The sequence below is a fragment of the Streptomyces sp. NPDC043908 genome (assembly GCF_056435525.1).
Genome location: NZ_JBWKEI010000012.1, coordinates 231,404 through 248,051, shown reverse-complemented (window position 1 = coordinate 248,051; position 16,648 = coordinate 231,404). Strand labels below are relative to the sequence as shown.

The 16,648-nt window shown below is 74.2% G+C and carries 14 protein-coding genes; 4 read left to right on the top strand and 10 right to left on the bottom strand.

The features are described from left to right. Window position 1: 1 nt before the first annotated feature. The 7 genes from AC069K_RS26090 to AC069K_RS26060 all read right to left on the bottom strand — a co-directional run bounded on the left by AC069K_RS26090 (window position 2) and on the right by AC069K_RS26060 (window position 8,557). Window positions 2–934, bottom strand: a complete 933-nt coding sequence (locus AC069K_RS26090; protein WP_478620406.1) for a dihydrodipicolinate synthase family protein — start codon at window positions 932–934, stop codon at window positions 2–4. A 155-nt stretch (window positions 935–1,089) separates the two neighbouring features. Next, a complete protein-coding gene (locus AC069K_RS26085; protein WP_478620473.1) occupies window positions 1,090–2,535 on the bottom strand; it encodes an FAD/NAD(P)-dependent oxidoreductase in 1,446 nt (481 codons plus the stop codon). 73 nt (window positions 2,536–2,608) lie between these two features. Next, complete coding sequence (locus tag AC069K_RS26080) at window positions 2,609–2,965, bottom strand: (2Fe-2S)-binding protein (RefSeq protein ID WP_478620470.1); 357 nt, start codon at window positions 2,963–2,965, stop codon at window positions 2,609–2,611. Window positions 2,966–3,057: 92 nt separating this feature from the next. After that, complete coding sequence (locus AC069K_RS26075) at window positions 3,058–4,260, bottom strand: NAD(P)/FAD-dependent oxidoreductase (RefSeq protein WP_478620403.1); 1,203 nt, start codon at window positions 4,258–4,260, stop codon at window positions 3,058–3,060. Window positions 4,261–4,397: 137 nt separating this feature from the next. Next, the gene (locus AC069K_RS26070) at window positions 4,398–6,755 is read right to left on the bottom strand and encodes a collagenase (RefSeq protein WP_478620400.1); all 2,358 of its coding nucleotides are present in this window, start codon (window positions 6,753–6,755) and stop codon (window positions 4,398–4,400) included. Window positions 6,756–7,052: 297 nt separating this feature from the next. After that, entirely contained in the window at window positions 7,053–7,451 is a 399-nt protein-coding gene (locus tag AC069K_RS26065; protein WP_365111056.1) for a RidA family protein, read from the bottom strand. Continuing rightward, on the bottom strand, window positions 7,448–8,557 hold the full coding sequence (locus AC069K_RS26060) for an acyl-CoA dehydrogenase family protein (protein ID WP_478620397.1): 1,110 nt from the start codon (window positions 8,555–8,557) through the stop codon (window positions 7,448–7,450). Before AC069K_RS26060 ends, AC069K_RS26065 begins: the two co-directional genes overlap by 4 nt. A 179-nt stretch (window positions 8,558–8,736) precedes the next feature. Between AC069K_RS26060 and AC069K_RS26055 the strand changes: the two genes are divergently transcribed. From AC069K_RS26055 to AC069K_RS26040, 4 genes are read left to right on the top strand one after another with little or no spacing between them, the layout of a single operon-like run. Next, on the top strand, window positions 8,737–10,356 hold the full coding sequence (locus AC069K_RS26055; RefSeq protein ID WP_478620394.1) for an AMP-binding protein: 1,620 nt from the start codon (window positions 8,737–8,739) through the stop codon (window positions 10,354–10,356). A 4-nt stretch (window positions 10,357–10,360) separates the two neighbouring features. Continuing rightward, window positions 10,361–11,191 (top strand): PaaX family transcriptional regulator, encoded by an 831-nt coding sequence (locus tag AC069K_RS26050; protein WP_365111047.1) that lies wholly within the window; start codon window positions 10,361–10,363, stop codon window positions 11,189–11,191. Window positions 11,192–11,224: 33 nt separating this feature from the next. Continuing rightward, window positions 11,225–11,614 (top strand): BlaI/MecI/CopY family transcriptional regulator, encoded by a 390-nt coding sequence (locus tag AC069K_RS26045; RefSeq protein ID WP_365111044.1) that lies wholly within the window; start codon window positions 11,225–11,227, stop codon window positions 11,612–11,614. A 4-nt stretch (window positions 11,615–11,618) separates the two neighbouring features. Continuing rightward, window positions 11,619–12,590: a M56 family metallopeptidase gene (locus tag AC069K_RS26040; RefSeq protein ID WP_478620389.1), complete on the top strand. Its 972-nt coding sequence runs from the start codon at window positions 11,619–11,621 to the stop codon at window positions 12,588–12,590. Between the two features lie 46 nt (window positions 12,591–12,636). On the opposite strand, the gene AC069K_RS26035 is transcribed toward AC069K_RS26040, so the two are convergent. The 3 genes from AC069K_RS26035 to AC069K_RS26025 form a co-directional block, all read right to left on the bottom strand. After that, the gene (locus AC069K_RS26035) at window positions 12,637–13,092 is read right to left on the bottom strand and encodes a tellurite resistance TerB family protein (RefSeq protein WP_478620387.1); all 456 of its coding nucleotides are present in this window, start codon (window positions 13,090–13,092) and stop codon (window positions 12,637–12,639) included. A gap of 120 nt (window positions 13,093–13,212) precedes the next feature. Beyond that, complete coding sequence (locus AC069K_RS26030; protein WP_478620384.1) at window positions 13,213–15,537, bottom strand: bifunctional salicylyl-CoA 5-hydroxylase/oxidoreductase; 2,325 nt, start codon at window positions 15,535–15,537, stop codon at window positions 13,213–13,215. Window positions 15,538–15,540: 3 nt separating this feature from the next. Next, a complete protein-coding gene (locus tag AC069K_RS26025; protein WP_365111033.1) occupies window positions 15,541–16,368 on the bottom strand; it encodes an enoyl-CoA hydratase family protein in 828 nt (275 codons plus the stop codon). Between the last annotated feature and the right edge of the window lie 280 nt (window positions 16,369–16,648).

Sequence of the window (16,648 nt, the reverse complement as noted above, 5' to 3'; positions counted from 1 at the left end):
GTCAGCGGAGTCCTTCCGCGAGGGCCTTCTCGGTGGCCGCGCGGACGGCGGCCTCCCGCTCCCCGACGAGCGCCGCGCGCGGCGGGCGGACCGGGCCGCCCGGGCGCCCGGCGATGTCCATGGACACCTTGATGGCCTGCACGAACTCGGTCTTGGAGTCCCAGCGCAGCAGCGGGTGCAGTGCCTTGTAGAGCGGCAGCGCGCTCTCCAGGTCCCCGGCGACGGCCGCGCGGTAGAGCTCGGCGCAGGAGGCGGGCAGCGCGTTGGGGTACCCGGCGACCCAGCCGACCGCGCCCGCGAGGGCGAGTTCGAGCAGGACGTCGTCGGCGCCGATCAGCAGGTCGAGTTCCGGGGCGAGTTCGGCGATCTCGTAGGCGCGGCGCACGTCCCCGCTGAACTCCTTGACGGCGACGATGCTCCCGTCGAGGTGGAGCCGGGCCAGCAGGGCGGGGGTGAGGTCGACCTTGGTGTCGATGGGGTTGTTGTACGCGACGACCGGCAGCCCGGCGCGGGCGACCTCCGTGTAGTGGGCGCGCACGGCGGCCTCGTCGGCGCGGTAGGCGTTGGGCGGCAGCAGCAGGACCGATCCCGCGCCCGCTTCGGCGGCCTGCTCGGCCCAGCGGCGCGACTCGGCGCTGCCGTACGCGGCGACCCCGGGCATCACCCGGGCACCGTCGCCCGCCGCCTCCACCGCGACGTCGACGACGCGGGCGCGCTCCTCGTCGGTGAGGGTCTGGTACTCGCCGAGGGAGCCGTTGGGCACGACACCGTCGCAGCCGTTGTCGATCAGCCAGCGCACATGCGCGGCATAGGCGTCGTAGTCGACGGACAGGTCCTCGCGCAGGGGCAGCGCGGTGGCGACCATGATGCCGCGCCAGGGCAGCCGGGCGGAGGAGGAAGAGGAGGCGGACTCGGCGGTCTGGGCAGACGTCATGGGGGCTCCCTAGTGTGGTGTGTGACATTTTACTGAAAGACGTACGACGGCCACAAGGGCACGCGCACGGATCGCGCGGGGATCGCGCATCCGGCGCGTGCGGGTCGCGTCTCGGCGTGTACGGGTCGGGTACGTATACGGCCCGAAGGCCGCGGTCAGCCTTCGGTGGGCGGCAGTTGGGCGAGGTGGCCGAGCTCCACCGGGCAGGACAGGGGCCTCCGGTCCTCGCTCGGCCCGCCGCCCGCGAGACAGGTGACCGCCTGGCCGCACATCCGGCCCTGGCACCAGCCCATCCCGGCCCTGGTCAGCAGCTTCACGGTGCGGGCGTCCTGCGCGCCGAGCTCCGCCACGGCCTCCTTGATCCGCCCGGCCGGGACCTCCTCGCAGCGGCAGACCAGGGTGGCGTCGTCCAGCCACCCGGTCCAGCCGTCGCCGGGCCGGTGCGCGGCCGCCATCGCCCGCGCGAACCGGCGCAGCCGCGCCCGCCGCCGCACCAGCGCGGAGGTCCCGGCCGGGCGCGGAACCCCCTTGAGTTCGTACGCGATCGCCGCCGCCGCCAGTTCGCCCTCGGCGAGGGCGAGTTGAGCGCCGCCGATGCCGCCGGTCTCGCCCGCCGCCCAGATGCCGGGGACGGAGGTGCGCTGCGCGGGATCGAGCTCCAGGGCGAGGGTGCCGTCGGCCGTGGGCCGGGTGGCGCAGCCGAGTCCGGTCGCCAGCTCCAGTTGCGGGACGAGCCCGTGGCCGACCGCCAGCGCGTCGCACGGCACCCGGCGCCCGGTGCCCGGCACGGGCCGCCAGTCGCGGTCGAGCCGGGAGACCGTCACGGCCTCGACGCGGTCGGTGCCGTGCGCGGCCGTCACCGCGTGCCGCGTCAGCAGCCGCACCCGGTGCCGCAGCAGCCCGCCGCCGTACAGCGCGCCTTCACCGAGCTTGCCGGGATTGCGGACGAGCGCGGGCAGTTCCGTCGCGTACGAGGTGTACGCGGCCGCCTCGACCACGGCCGGGACGGCGGCGCCGGCCGACGCGAGCGAGGCGGCGACGGCGAGCAGCAGCGGACCGCTGCCCGCCACCACGACCCGCCGGCCGGGCAGCACCAGGCCGGACTTGAGCATGGCCTGCGCGCCGCCCGCGCCGACGACACCCGGCAGGGTCCAGCCGGGGAAGGGAAGTTGACGCTCGTACGCGCCGGTGGCCAGCAGCACGGTCCGCGCCCGGACCGTGGCCGGGGCCTCCTCGCCGCCGGGGCCGCTCGCCACGGCGTGCAGCAGCCACTCCCCCGTCGCCGCGTCCCGGACGACCGTCCAGACGTGGTGGGAGGCGAGGTGGGTGACGCGCCCCGCCCGCCGGTGGGCTTCGAGCCGGGACGCGCGCGTGGCGAACGCCTGCCAGTCGTGGTGCAGCGCCTCGGGCCGGGCGGCCCCCAGGCCGGGTGCGGGGTGCCGGTAGAACTGCCCGCCGGGCCGCTCCCCCGCGTCCAGGACCGTGACGCTCAGACCGAGGTCGGCGGCGGCGACGGCGGCCGCGAGCCCGGCGGGCCCGGCACCGACGACGGCGAGGTCGCGGGGGGCGGAGGAAGCTGGGGAGGCGGAGGGTGGTGGCATCCGGGCGGAGTCGGCGGCCCGGGAAGACCCGAGCGGCCCGAAGGGCTCCACCGGCCCGGAGGGCTCCACCGGCTCAGAGGGTGAGGTCGGCATGGCCCGTGCCTTCCTGAGTGGTGATGACGTCGCCGGGGCGCGCCGCGACGAGGCAGGCGCGCTGGTTGGGGCGGCCGTTGACGGTCGCGAGGCAGTCGTAGCAGGCGCCGATCCCGCAGAAGGCGCCCCGCGGTTCGCCCTGGGCGCGTGTGGTGCGCCAGGAGAGGATCCCGGCGGCCCAGAGCGCGGCGGCGATGCTCTGCCCGGGCAGGGCGGTGAGCCGGCGGCCGTCGAAGGTGAGGGCGAAGGCCGGGTCGGGCCGCGCCCCGACGAGGGCGGCGGGCGAGGGGGCGGTACGGCCCGGGGTGTCCCCGTCCGAGGAGGCACGCCCTGCCAGCCGGTCCGGTGCGAGGCCCCCGGTGAGTCTGCTCCACCAGCGTGGACGGGACGCCCCGGAACCCCGGCCGCCCTGCGTCTCGTACGGCCTGCTCATCGGGCGCCTCCCCGCTCGTGCTCGTGCTCGCCCTCGCCCGGGTGCCGCCGCGTCTCGAACCGGTCGGGCCGGAACGGCCGCAGGTCCAGGGCGGTCCGCTCGCCCCGCAGCGCCGAGGCGATGAGCAGACCGGTGGCCGGGGCGAGGCCGATGCCGGCGCCCTCGTGTCCGCAGGCGTGCAGCAGCCCCGGCACCCGGGGGTCGGGGCCGATCGCGGGCAGGTGGTCGGGCAGGTAGGGGCGGAAGCCCGCGTACGTACGGATCGCGCGGACGCCCGCGAGGACCGGGAAGAGCGCGGCGGCCTGGGCGGCGAGACGGCGCAGCGCCTCGGTGGACAGGGAGCGGTCGAAGCCCACCCGCTCGCGCGTCGCGCCGATGAGGACCGGGCCCGAGGGCGTCCCCTCGACCACCGCGGAGGACTGGAGCGCGGCCGAGCCGCTGGCCACGTCCGCGATGTAGTCGGCGGCGTACACCTTGTGCCGCACCAGGCGCGGCAGCGGCTCGGTGACCAGGACGAAGCCGCGCCGGGGCAGCACCGGCAGGGTGGTGCCCGCGAGGGCGGCGACCTCGCCGCCCCAGGTCCCGGCGGCGTTGACGACGGCCGGGGCCCACAGCTCGCCCTCCGGGGTGCGGACGCCCCTGATGCGGCCGTCCGGGCCGGTGAGGACCTCGCGGACCTCCTGCTCCAGATGGACCTCGGCGCCGAACTGGCGTGCCGCGCGCAGCAGTTGGGCCGCCGCCTGGGCGGGCTGGACCTGGGCGTCCTGCGGGTAGTGGAAGCCGCCGGGGAGGCCGGGGGCGAGGTGGGGCTCCAGGTCGTACAGCCGGTCGGCGCCGATCTCCCGCGCCTGCACCCCGGCCTTGCGCTGTGCCTCGGCGAAGGCGCGCAGCGCTGCCAGAGCGGTCTCGTCGGGCGCCACGACGAGACCGCCCTTGGGCTCGTACTCGATCTCCGGTGGGAGGACGTGGGCGAGGTCGCGCCAGAGTCGGGTGGACAGCAGCGCGAGGTCGAGCTCGGGGCCCGCCTCCTTGTCGGAGACGAGCAGATTGCCTTCCCCCGCACCCGTGGTGCCGCCCGCGACGGGACCGCGGTCGACCACCGCGACGCGGAGTCCGGCGCGCCCCGCGTAGTACGCGCAGGCCGCGCCGACGACTCCGGCGCCGACGATCACAGCGTCCAGGGGGTGTCTCTTGGGCACCACAGTAATATGTCACATTCTTCTAGAGGGGCCAAGGGGCCTGAAGAGGCGGGTGATTCGGGGAGTCGGGGGCGGGGAACCAGGGGCCGGAGCGGTCGGAGTCGCCCCGGCCCCTGGAGTCGGCCGCGCGGGGGTCGTCAGCTGCGCAGGGGGCCCTCACAGGTGTACGTGGAGGTACCGCCCCTCTTGTCGGCCCAGATGTCGACCGCCCCGAAGGAGCAGTTCATGTCGGCCAGGTTGTTGCCACCGTGTGCGGCCCGGTCCAGCAGGAAGGAGTCGACCGTCTCGGACATGTCCTGGAAGACCTTGTCCGCGTTGTTCGCGTCCCCCAGGCGTGCGGTGATCCTGCCGGTACAGATGAAGCGGTGCGACTTGGGCGAGCCGTTGTCGACGCAGTCCGGCTTGCTGTAGGTGCTCCTGGTGAAGGCCGCGCGGACGTCGGAGACCCGGGAGTAGCGCAGCTTCGCGTTGGGCGTGTACGTGGTGTTCGGCACGAAGAGCGTGTCGACCTTGGCGATCTGCCGGTCCAGGAACGTGTCGTACGCCTTCTGGACCTCCGCGTCCCGGCCCATCCGGTCGCGCCAGGCGTCGAAGCCGGCCGGGTCGTCGGCGCGCAGGCGCGCGTACATCTCCCGCAGCTGCGAGGGGCGTTCGTTCCACAGGAACTCGAAGAACGTGCCCGCGTAGTTGTAGAAGCGGAAGCCGTCGCCGTCGTACGTGGCGTGCAGCAGCTGGTTGACCGTCATGCGCGGTCCGCCGCCCGCCGTGTCGTTGATGATGCCCTTGACGAGCGACTTGCGCACCGCGATGCCGTCGTCGCGGGTGCCGCCGTCGAAGAACTCGGCGGTCCCCTCGTCCATGGCGGTGGTGCGGTCACCGGTGTACCAGGCGCCGCTCCCGAACGTTCCGGGCACCGCCCAGCGGCCGTTGAGGTAGTGGGTGTACTCGTGCCGGAAGAGCTCTTCGAGGGTGAGCGAGGAGTCCTGCGGCACCCGGCGCTGGTAGGTGTAGAAGGTCGCGCCCTCCTCGATGTACATGCCGCCGTTGTTGGTGGAGTACCCGGTGAGGAAGGGCTGGTAGACCTCGTAGTCGGAGCGCGAGGCGTACAGGTGGATGTGGAGCGTGGTGTTGGGGTCGCCCGCGAGCGGCTTGTCGGTGCCGAGCACACGGAAGAACTGCGACTTGACCTGCTTGCTCGCGTAGTAGAGCTGGTCGATGGTGGCCTTGTCGAGGGCGGTGCGGACCTGGATGGCGCCGTTGTCGTAGGTGTACGTGTGGGTGAGGAGCTGCTTCTCGATCTGGTCCTTGCACACGTTGTACGGGGCGCACTGGCCGTAGACGTTGAGCCAGCTCGCGAGCGACAGCCAGGGGGCGCTCATCTTGCCGAAGTTCGCCGCGGTGGTCGGCAGCAGGGTGCCGAGGTCGGGGACGATCTGGCTCTTGACGGCGTCGATCTGGCCGAAGCGGCCGTACTCCGACAGTGCGTCGCGGACCACCCAGGCGTTGGCCGTGCCCTTGAGGTGGGTGTAGCCGGAGAAGACGCGGAAGGCGGCGCGGTAGGCGGGGTCGGCGGCCGCGGCGGCGTGGAACGCGGCGTCCTTGTTGCCCGGGTAGACGCCGAGGTAGTTGACGGAGAGCGCGGCGAGCGCGGCGCCGCCCCAGTCCGCGCTGGTGGCGGTGCCGGCGCCGGGGGCCATGGTGGCCAGGACGCGCTTGATGAGCGGGAGTTGGTGCTGGCGCAGGCCCGGCGCGCTCGCCGCGTAGAGCGCCTCGCGCAGGGTCTGGGCGTTCTGCGGGGTGGCGTCGAAGGTGTGCGCGGCGGAGCCGAGGGCGGCGACGGCCTCGGCCACCGCGTCGACCGTGGGCCGGTCGGTGGTGTCGATCTCGTCGTGCGAGTAGTCCTGGTACGCGACGGCGTGGAGGTAGGTGAACAGCTCCAGCAGATGGCCGCTGTTCTTGCCGTCATGGTCGGCGGCGAGGCTGGTGGCGCGGTGGGCGACGGCCTGCACATGGGCGTCGGACATGACCGGTGCCAGCCGCGCGTCCCAGGTCCAGACGAGCCCGCGCAGACAGCCGTCGGCGGTGACGGCCGGGTCGGTGAGGAAGTCGGCGAGGCCCTGCGGGCTCAGCCCGGTGATGCCGTCGAGGGTGCACGGGACCCCGGCGGCGCGCAGCGCGGAATGGGCGGCCGGGGGGACCGCGCGGGTCTGCGGCCCGGCTATGCGGCCGTCCTGGCCGCGGCCGGGCGCGGGCAGTTGGCGGACCGTCTGCCGGGGGGCCTTGGCGAGGTGTTCCACCTGGTCGAACGGGTTCGCGCCCGTGTTCGCGGGCGGGGTGGGCCGCGCGGTGAGGGAGGCGGGGAGCGCCTGCGGGGCGCCGGCCTGCGCGGGGTGCGGCGCCTGCGCGGCCTGGGCGGCCTGCCCGGCGGTGACGAGCAGGGTCGCCGCGACGGCGGCGGCGAGGAGCGGCTTGCGCGCTGATCTGAGCTGTGACACCGAAAGGCTCCTGTGTGGGAGGTGACTTGGGGGGTGGCGCTGCGGTGCGTCGACACGTGCGGGTGCTGGGCCGCGGCTCCCGGGGCTGGGCACGCCGAGGCGACCCCCGGCGAGGGGTGCGTCGTGGTGGATCGCCCTGTCCCGTACGGCACTTGGGGAACGGAGGAGCCGTGACTGTGAGCTGTAACATAGTAATGTGAAATTGCACTGACAAGACTTGTGCGGCCCCTATTTCCCCGCGGGTCGCCTCGGGGCCCTCCGCCGCAGGTCGGGACGCCCCCCGATTCCCGCCCGAGGTCAGTCCAGGACCGCGAACCCGTCCAGCTCGACCCGCGCCTGCTCGTCCCAGAGCCGCACCACGCCGATCACCGCCATCGCCGGGTAGTCCCGCCCGGCCAGCTCGCGCCAGATCAGGCCGAGTTCGCGGGCCCGGGCGCGGTAGTCGGCGACATCCGTGGTGTACACGGTGACCCGGGCCAGGTCCGCCGGGGTGCCCCCGGCGGCGGTGAGCGCGGCCAGGAGGTTGGCGAGCGCGGTCCGGAACTGCTCGGCCAGCGTCTCCCCCACCACCGTGCCGTCCGTGTCGAGCGCGGTCTGGCCGGCGAGGAAGACCAGCCGGCCGCCGGTGGCGGTGACCGCGTGGCTGAAGCCGGTGGGCGGCGAGAGCTCGACGGGGTTCACCCGGTGCAGGCTCATCGGTACAGCTCCCTCGCGATGATCGTGCGCTGCACCTCGGTGGCGCCCTCGTAGATCCGGGGCGCGCGCACCTCGCGGTAGAGGTGTTCGAGCAGATGGCCGCGGCGCAGCGCCCGCGCGCCGTGCAGCTGGACGGCCGCGTCCACGACGTACTGCGCGGTCTCGGTGGCGAACAGCTTCGCCATCGCCGCGTAGCGGGGGACCTCCGGCGCTCCCCTGTCGTACGCGGCGGCCGCCCCGTAGACCAGCAGGCGCGCCGCCTCCGTGCGGGTCGCCATCTCCGCGACCTGGTGGGCGACCGCCTGGAGGTCCTTGAGCGGGCCGCCGAAGGCGGAGCGGTGCGCGGTGTGCGCGACGGTCGCGTCGAGGGCCGCCTGCGCCATCCCGACCGCGAACGCGCCGACGCTCGGCCGGAACAGGTTCAGCGTGCCCATGGCGACACGGAAGCCCCGGTCGGGTTCGCCCACCACGTCGTCCGGGCCCACGCGCACCCCGTCGAAGACGAGCGTGCCGACCGGGTGCGGGGAGAGCATGTCGAGGGCGGCCCCGCTCAGTCCGGGCCGGTCCGCGGGGACGAGGAAAGCGGTGACACCGCGCGCCCCGGCACCGTCGGTGGTGCGGGCGAACACGGTGCAGAAGTCGGCCTCGGGGGCGTTGGAGATCCAGCACTTCTCTCCGCTGAGCCGCCAACCGCCGTCGTGGGACTCGGCCTTGAGGGCGAGGGCGGCGGCGTCGGAGCCCGCGTCCGGCTCGCTGAGCGCGAACGCGGCGACGGCCCGCCCGGCGGTCACCTCCGGCAGCCAGCGGGCGCGCTGGGCGTCGGTGCCGAAGGCGGCGACGGGATGGGCGCCCAGGCCCTGGAGGGCGAGCGCGGTCTCCGCCTCGGTGCAGGCGTACGCCAGTGACTCGCGCATCAGGCACAGGTCGAGCGCGCCGGAGGTGAACAGCCGCTCCAGGAGCCCGAGCTCGCCGAGGGCGGCGACGAGTGGCCGGTTCACGCGTCCCGGGTCACCCTTGTCGGCAAGAGGACGCAGGTGTTCCGTGGTGGTGGCGCGCAGGTGCGCGCACCACTCCCGCTGCTCCGGCTCCAGCGCGAATGCGGGCATGGCGGCCCCTCTCGTGTCGCGTCCAGTCTCGCTGTGCACCCGCCGGGTCGCGGCCCGCGACTCGGGTTCCGCGACTCGGGGTCCGTACCGGGAGGCGGCCGGGACCCGCTCTTATCGCGAACCGTTGACTGTCGTCATCCAAACGATACGCTCCAGAGGCGACAAGGGGGCGATCCCGTATGGAGCTGAAGACCTCAGCGCATGCCGACACGTTTTCCCGCGACCATCTGCCGCCCGCCCACCAGTGGCCGGACCTGGTCTTCGACCTCCCCGAGCTGCGCTACCCCGAGCGGCTCAACTGCGGCGCCGAACTCCTGGACCGCACGATCGAGCGGTTCGGCGCACAGCGGCCGGTCTTCCGTACGGGAGAGGGGACCGTGTGGACGTACGGGGAGCTGCGCGCCCGGGTCGACCGGATCGCCCACACGCTCACCACCGGCCTCGGGGTGGTCCCGGGCAACCGGGTGCTGCTGCGCGGGCCCACCACGCCGTGGCTCGCGGCCTGCTGGCTGGCGGTGATGAAGGCGGGCGCGGTGGCCGTCACCGTACTGGCCCAGCAGCGGCCGCAGGAACTGGCCACCATCTGCGAACTCGGCCGGATCGGGCACGCCCTGTGCGACGCGCGGTCGCTGGAGGACCTGGAGAAGGCCGCGGTACCGGGTCTGCGGATCACGCCCTACGGGGGCGGGACGGCCGATGACCTGCTGCGCCTGGCCGACGCGCCGAGCGCCCGGGAGCCGTTCACGGCCGTCGCGACGGCGGCCGACGACGTCGCCCTGATCGCCTTCACCTCGGGCACCACCGGCCGCCCCAAGGGCTGTATGCACTTCCACCGGGACGTGCTGGCCATCGCGGACACCTTCGCCCGGCACGTCCTGCGCCCCCGCCCCGACGACGTCTTCGCGGGCAGCCCGCCGCTCGGCTTCACCTTCGGCCTGGGCGGTCTGGTGATCTTCCCGATGCGGACGGGCGCCTCCTCCCTGCTCCTCGAACAGGCCGGCCCCAAGCAGTTGCTGCCCGCGCTCGCCCGGCACCGGGTCTCCGTCCTGTTCACCGCGCCCACCGCCTACCGGGCGATGCTGGACGAGCTCGACGGATACGACGTGGGGGCGCTGCGGCGCTGTGTGTCGGCCGGGGAGAACCTGCCCGCCGCCACCTGGCGCGCCTGGCACGAGCGGACCGGGCTGCGCATCATCAACGGGATCGGCGCCACCGAGCTGCTGCACATCTTCATCTCGGCGGCCGACGACGCGATCAGACCGGGCGCCACCGGCAGACCGGTGCCCGGCTGGCACGCGCGCGTCGTGGACGCCTCGGGCCGGGAGGTGGCGGACGGCGAGCCCGGCCTGCTCGCGGTGCGCGGGCCGGTCGGCTGCCGCTATCTGGCCGACCCCCGCCAGACGGAGTACGTCCAGGGAGGCTGGAACCTCACCGGCGACACCTACGTACGGACGAGCGACGGCTACTTCCACTATGTCGCCCGCGCCGACGACATGATCATCTCGGCCGGGTACAACATCGCGGGCCCGGAGGTCGAGGACGCCCTGCTGCGCCACCCCGACGTCGTGGAGACCGCCGTGATCGGCCGCGCCGACGAGGCCCGCGGCCAGGTGGTCGTCGCCTACTGCGTGCTGCGCGAGGGCGTGGTGGGCGGCGAGGCCATGGCCGGGCTGCTGCGCGACCACGTGAAGGCCGAACTCGCCCCCTACAAGTGCCCGCGCGAGGTCGTCTTCCTCGACGCCCTCCCCCGGACGCCGACCGGCAAGCTGCAACGCTTCCGGCTGCGGGCCCTAGAGTGATCACGTGGCCGAGCAGCACACACCCCGATCCCTGATCGTCACCCTCTACGGCGCCTACGCGCGCGAGACGGCCGGCTCCCTCGCGGTCGCCGAGCTGATCCGCCTGCTCGCCGCCGTGGGCGTGGACGCGCCGTCCGTACGGTCGTCGGTCTCCCGCCTCAAACGGCGCGGGCTCCTCGTGCCCGAGCGCACCGCGGGCGGCGCCGCCGGGTACGCCCTGTCCGCCGACGCGCGCCAACTGCTCGACGACGGCGACCGCCGCATCTACCCGCACGCCCGCTCACGCGCGCGTGAGGGCTGGGTCCTGGCCGTCTTCTCGGTCCCCGAGTCCGAGCGCAACAAGCGCCATGTGCTGCGCTCCCGCCTCGCGGGGCTCGGCTTCGGCACGGCGGCGCCCGGGGTGTGGATCGCCCCGGCGCGGCTGTACGACGAGACCCGGCACACCCTGGAGCGGCTCCAACTCGCCCCGTACGTCGACCTGTTCCAGGGCGAGCACCTGGGCTTCGCGCCGACCGCCGAGGCGGTCGCCCGGTGGTGGGACCTGGCGGCGATCGCCAAGCAGCACGAGGAGTTCCTGGGGCTGCACGAGCCCGCGCTGCGGACCTGGGAGGCACGCGCGCGGACCTCGTCCGAGGTGCCGCCCGAGGAGGCGTACCGGGACTACCTGCTCGCCCTGGACTCCTGGCGCCGCCTGCCCTACGCCGATCCCGGTCTGCCCCCCGCCCTGCTGCCGCCCGACTGGCCGGGCGAGCGGTCGGCCGAGGTCTTCCGCCGGCTGCACGCCCGGCTGCGGGACGCGGGTGCGGCGTTCGTCCGGGGGCCGGGCGACGCCTGAGAGGGGCGCGGCCCGCCTCAGTAGGATGGCGAAGTGACCGATGAGGACGGGCGCGCCCGCAGGCGCGGACAGGGCGAACTGGAGGCCCAGGTCCTGGCGGCGCTGCGGAACGCGGCCGGGCCGGTGACCGCCGGCTGGGTGCGGGAGCGGATCGGCGGAGCACTCGCGTACACCACCGTCGTGACCATCCTCTCCCGGCTGTACGCCAAGCAGTCGGTGACCCGGGAGCGCGCGGGGCGCTCGTTCGTGTGGACCCCGGCGGCCGACGAGGCCGGGCTCGCGGCGCTGCGGATGCGCAAGGTCCTGGACGGCGAGTTGGACCGGGGCGCGGTGCTGGCCAGCTTCGTCACCGCCCTCTCGCCCGACGACGAGCGGCTGCTGCGCGCGCTCCTCGACGGCGCGGAAGCGGAGACCGGGGACTGACGCGGTGGGTGTCTTCGTCTTTCTGCCGCTGGTCCTGCCCCTGACCGCCTGGCCGATCGCCCGGCTTGCCGAGCGGCAGCTCCATCCCCGCGCGGCGACCTGGCTGCTCACGGCGGTCGGCGCCGTCCTCGCGCTGTGCAGCACCCTGTGCCTGCTGCTCCTGATGGTGGTGGGCACCGCGCAACTGCCGGGCAATCCGCTGCCCGACGCCTGGGCCGACCCCGAGGTACGGGCGGTGCTGCCCTACGACGAGATGGTGGGCCGGGCGGCGATCCCGCTCCTGGGAGCGGTCGCGGGGGCGTGCGCGCACCTGGTGTGGGTGCACCGGCGGGTGCGCACGCGCGCGTCCCGGGCCCTGGCCGGGCTGCCCGCGGCCGAGGACGGGCCGACCGTGCTGCCGGACGACGCGCGCGCCTACGCGTACGCCCTGCCGGGCGGACGCGGCGCGGCCGGGGCACGCGGGCGGATCGTCGTGTCGCGCGCGATGCTGACGTGCCTCGACGCGGGCGAACAGCGGGCGCTGATCGCGCACGAGGAGGCGCATCTGACGGCGCGGCACCACCGCTTCCTGCTGGCAGCGGGCTTGTCGGCGCGCGCGAACCCGTTTCTTCGCCCGCTGCGCACCGCCGTGGCCTACACCGCCGAGCGCTGGGCGGACGAGGACGCGGCGCGGACCGTGGGCGACCGCCGGACGGTGGCCCGGGCCATCGCCAAGGCCGCCCTGGCGTCCGGCCCGATGGCGACGGGCCGGGGCGCCGCGACCGCCCTCGCGGGGTTCGCGACGGCCGGGCCGGTGCCCCGCCGGGTGGCGGCGCTGCTCGGCCCGGTGCCGCCGGCTCCCGCGCTGCCGCCCGCGTGGACGGCGGCCGGGCTCGCGCTGTGGACCGCCGCGGGGGGCACGGCGGCCTCGGCGCTGGCGTCGGCGAACGCGACCGTGACCCTCTTCACGGTGCTGCGGGCCGCGACCGCTCTGTGACCGGCCGCCCCCGGACCGGCCCGCGCACGCGAGTGCCGCGCCGCCCCTACAGGTCGAACTCGGCCGGTGCCAGGCCCAGCGTGAAGCACGCCTCGCGCACGACGGCCTGCTCCGTCTTGTCGAAGTCGCCGTCGGCGCCGCCGATGACGATGCCTATCTGCACCACCGCGCGCGCCTCGGCGGGCTTCTTCTTGGCCTTGGCGACCTCCTGCAACACGCTGACCTTGCCGAAGTCGAAGTCGGCGGCGAGCTTGTCCAGGTAGTCGTCGAAGCGGCGCTGGAGGTCGGCCGCCGGGAAGTTCTGCAACACCTCGTTGGTGGAGATGAGCTGGGCGACCCGGCGCCGCTCGGACGGGTCCACGGTGCCGTCGGCCGCGGCGACCAGGGCGCACATCGCCATGCCGGCATCACGGAACGCGCCGCTCTTCAGGTCGTTCTTCTTGGCGAGCAGCTGCGTCTGCATGGTCGACGCGGACTCCTTGAAGCGGTCCCACAGGGCCATGAGGTCTCCATCGGTTCTCGGTAGCAACTTCTACAACACTGTAGAAACTGACCGGCGGGCGTCATGGTTCCCGTGGCGCGTCATTTCTCTGAAAGCCGCCCCGCGCGGGGCTGCTGGGGCTCACTCCAGCGTGAGCCGGGGTCTGGGCGCGTCCGTGCGGCCGGTGGGGGGCCTGCGGCTGCCCGCCCGGTACGGCGCCGGCCAGGGCGCCCCGGGCCCGGTGTACTCCTGCTCGGCGGCGGCGTGCAGGGTCCAGTGCGGGTCGTAGAGGTGGGGCCGGGCCAGGGCGCAGAGGTCGGCGCGGCCCGCGGGCAGCAGCGAGTTCACGTCGTCCCAGGAGGAGATCGCCCCGACCGCGATGACGGGCACGCCGAGCGTGTTGCGGATCCGGTCGGCGTACGGGGTCTGGTAGGAGCGGCCGAACTCGGGCCGCTCGTCGGGGACGACCTGTCCGGTGGACACGTCGATGGCGTCGGCGCCGTGGGCGGTGAACGCGCGGGCGATCTCGACGGACTCCTCGGCGGTGGTGCCCCCGGGAGCCCAGTCCGTGGCGGAGATGCGCACGGTCATCGGCCGGTCGGCCGGCCAGACGCCCCGCAGTGCGTCGAACACCTCCAGCGGGAAACGCAGCCGGTGGGCGAGGGAACCCCCGTAGGCGTCCGTGCGTTGGTTGGTGAGAGGGGAGAGGAATCCCGAGAGCAGGTAGCCGTGGGCGCAGTGGAGTTCGAGCAGGTCGAAATCGCAGCGGGCGGCCCGCCGGGCCGCCGCGGCGAACTGCTCCCGGATGCCGGTCAGCCCCGTACGGTCGAGCGCGTGCGGGACCTGGTTGACGCCGGGGCGGTAGGGCAGGGGTGAGGCGGCGGTGAGGGGCCAGTTGCCGTCGTCGAGCGGCTGGTCGATGCCCTCCCACATGACTTTGGTCGAGCCCTTGCGCCCGGAGTGGCCGAGCTGGACGCCGATGGCGGTGCCGGGCGCCTCCCGGTGCACGAAGTCGGTGACCCGGCGCCAGGCCTTCTCCTGCTCGGGGGTGTAGAGACCGGTGCACCCCGGAGTGATGCGGCCCTCGGGGCTCACGCACACCATCTCGGTCATGACCAGGCCCGCGCCGCCGAGGGCACGGGCGCCGAGGTGGACGAGGTGGAAGTCGCCGGGCAGGCCGTTCTCGGCGGAGTACATGTCCATGGCGGAGACGACGACACGGTTGCGCAGCCGGAGTCCGCGCAGCCGGAAGGGGGTGAACATCGGGGGCGTGCCGGAGGGGCAGGGGAAGTCGCGCTCGACCGCGCCGGTGAAGCCGGGGTCGCGCAGCCGGAGGTTGTCGTGGGTGACCCGGCGGCTGCGGGTGAGCAGGTTGAACGCGAACTGCCGGGGCGACTGGTCGAGATAGAGCGCGAGTTCCTCGAACCAGCGCAGGCTGGCGGCGGCGGCGCGCTGGGTGGACTCGACGACGGGCCGGCGCTCCCGCTCGTACGCGGCGAGGGCGTCCGGCAGGTCGGGCTGTTCCTCGACGTAGGCGGCCAGCGCGAGGGCGTCCTCGACGGCGAGCTTGGTGCCGGAGCCGATGGAGAAGTGCGCGGTGTGGGCGGCGTCGCCCAGCAGCACGGTGCGGCCGTGGGACCAGCGGGCGTTGACGACCGTACGGAAGACGGTCCAGGAGGAGTTGTTGCTCCGCAGCGGCCGGTTGCCCAGGGCCTGCGCGAAGATCTTGGCGCAGCGGTCGACCGACCCCTGCTCGTCGAGCTCGTCGAACCCGGCCCGCCGCCACACCTCCTCGCGCATCTCCACGATGACGGTGGAGGAGCCGACGGAGAACGGATAGCCGTGCAGCTGCATCACGCCGTGCTCGGTCTCGGCGATCTCGAAGCGGAAGGAGTCGAAGGCGAAGTCGGCGGCCAGCCAGATGTAGCGGCAGCGGTGGCCGGTGATACGGGGCGCGAAGTGCTCGGCGTACGCCTGGCGGGTGGTGCTGTGCACGCCGTCGGCCGCGATCACCAGGTCGTACGCGGTGGCGAGTTCGGCGGCGGGCGGCGCCTCGGTGCGGAAGCGCAGGTCCACGCCGAGCGCGCGGCAGCGCTGGTGCAGGATCTCCAGGAGCCTGCGGCGGCCGAGCGCGGCGAAGCCGTGCCCGCCGGAGGTGAGGGTGCGGCCGCGGTGGACGATGTCGATGTCGTCCCACCGGACGAACTCGGCCTTCAGCGCCTCGTACACCACGGGGTCGGCGTGCTCGATCCCGCCGAGAGTCTCGTCGGAGAGGACGACTCCGAAGCCGAAGGTGTCATCGGGGGCGTTGCGCTCCCAGACGGTGATCTCGCGTTCGGGCCGGAGCCGTTTGAGCAGGGCGGCGGCGTACAGCCCGCCGGGGCCGCCGCCGATGACCGCGATCCGCTGCGGCCGTGCGGCGGGGACGAGGACGGGGGCGGGGCCGCTGTCCCGGGGCCCGGGCACGGCTCAGCGCCCCTGCCACTTGGGGGGCCGCTTCTCGGTGAAGGCGGCGTGGAACTCGGCGTAGTCCTGTCCGTTCATCAGCAGGGCCTGGGTGGCGGCGTCGAGTTCGACGGCGGCGGCGAGCGGCATGTCGAGTTCGGCGGTGAGCAGCGCCTTGGTCTGGGCGTGGGCGAGTGCGGGCCCGGCGGCGAGGTGGCGGGCGAGCTCGGCGGCGCGCGCGTCGGCCTGTCCTTCGCCGGTGAGCTCGCTGAGCAGGCCGATGCGTTCGGCCTCGGGGGCGCGGACCGGTTCGCCGAGCATCAGCAGCCGGGTGGCGTGGCCCAGCCCGACGACACGCGGCAGCAGATAGGCCGCGCCCATGTCACCGCCGGAGAGGCCGACCTTGGTGAACAGGAAGGCGAACCGCGCGGTGGGGTCGGCGATGCGGAAGTCGGCGGCGAGCGCCAGCACCGCGCCCGCACCGGCGGCGACGCCGTGGATGGCGGCGACGACCGGGAAGGGGCATTCGCGCACGGCCCGCACGACCTGGCCGGTCATGCGGTTGAAGTCGAGCAGCTGGGCGGTGTCCATGGAGAGCGTCGCGCCGATGATCTCGTCGACATCGCCGCCGGAGCAGAATCCGCGCCCCTCGCCCGCGAGCACCAGGGCGCGCACGGCCCGCTCCCGGGAGAGTTCGGCGAGCAGATCGCGGAGGTCGGCATAGGCACCGAAGGTGAGCGCGTTGAGCTTCTCGGGACGGGCCAGGGTGACCGTGGCCACCCCGTCCTCCACGGAAAGCCGCAGGTGGCGCCAGTTTTCGGTGCGGGAAGCGGAGCTGGGGAACGGGCTCATGGAGGGCGGCCTCCTCGGCGTGCTGCCAGATGCCTGCCTTTCGAAGGTATCACTCCTGCGTGACCGTCGTCACGAGCACGCGATACGTGGCAGACCGAGAGGGGGGTGAGGGCAGGAGGAGGGCGTGCGGACAGGTGCGCGCGCCTGCTCTCACGGATGCCCGCGGAGGCGTGACGCGCGGGGCGGGGCGACCAGGGGCGACCACAGGGGGCCAGCGGTCCACATGTCCCTGTCACCGCCCGCCGGCGGTCTCTATCCGCCGCTTGCTCGGGTTCGTAAG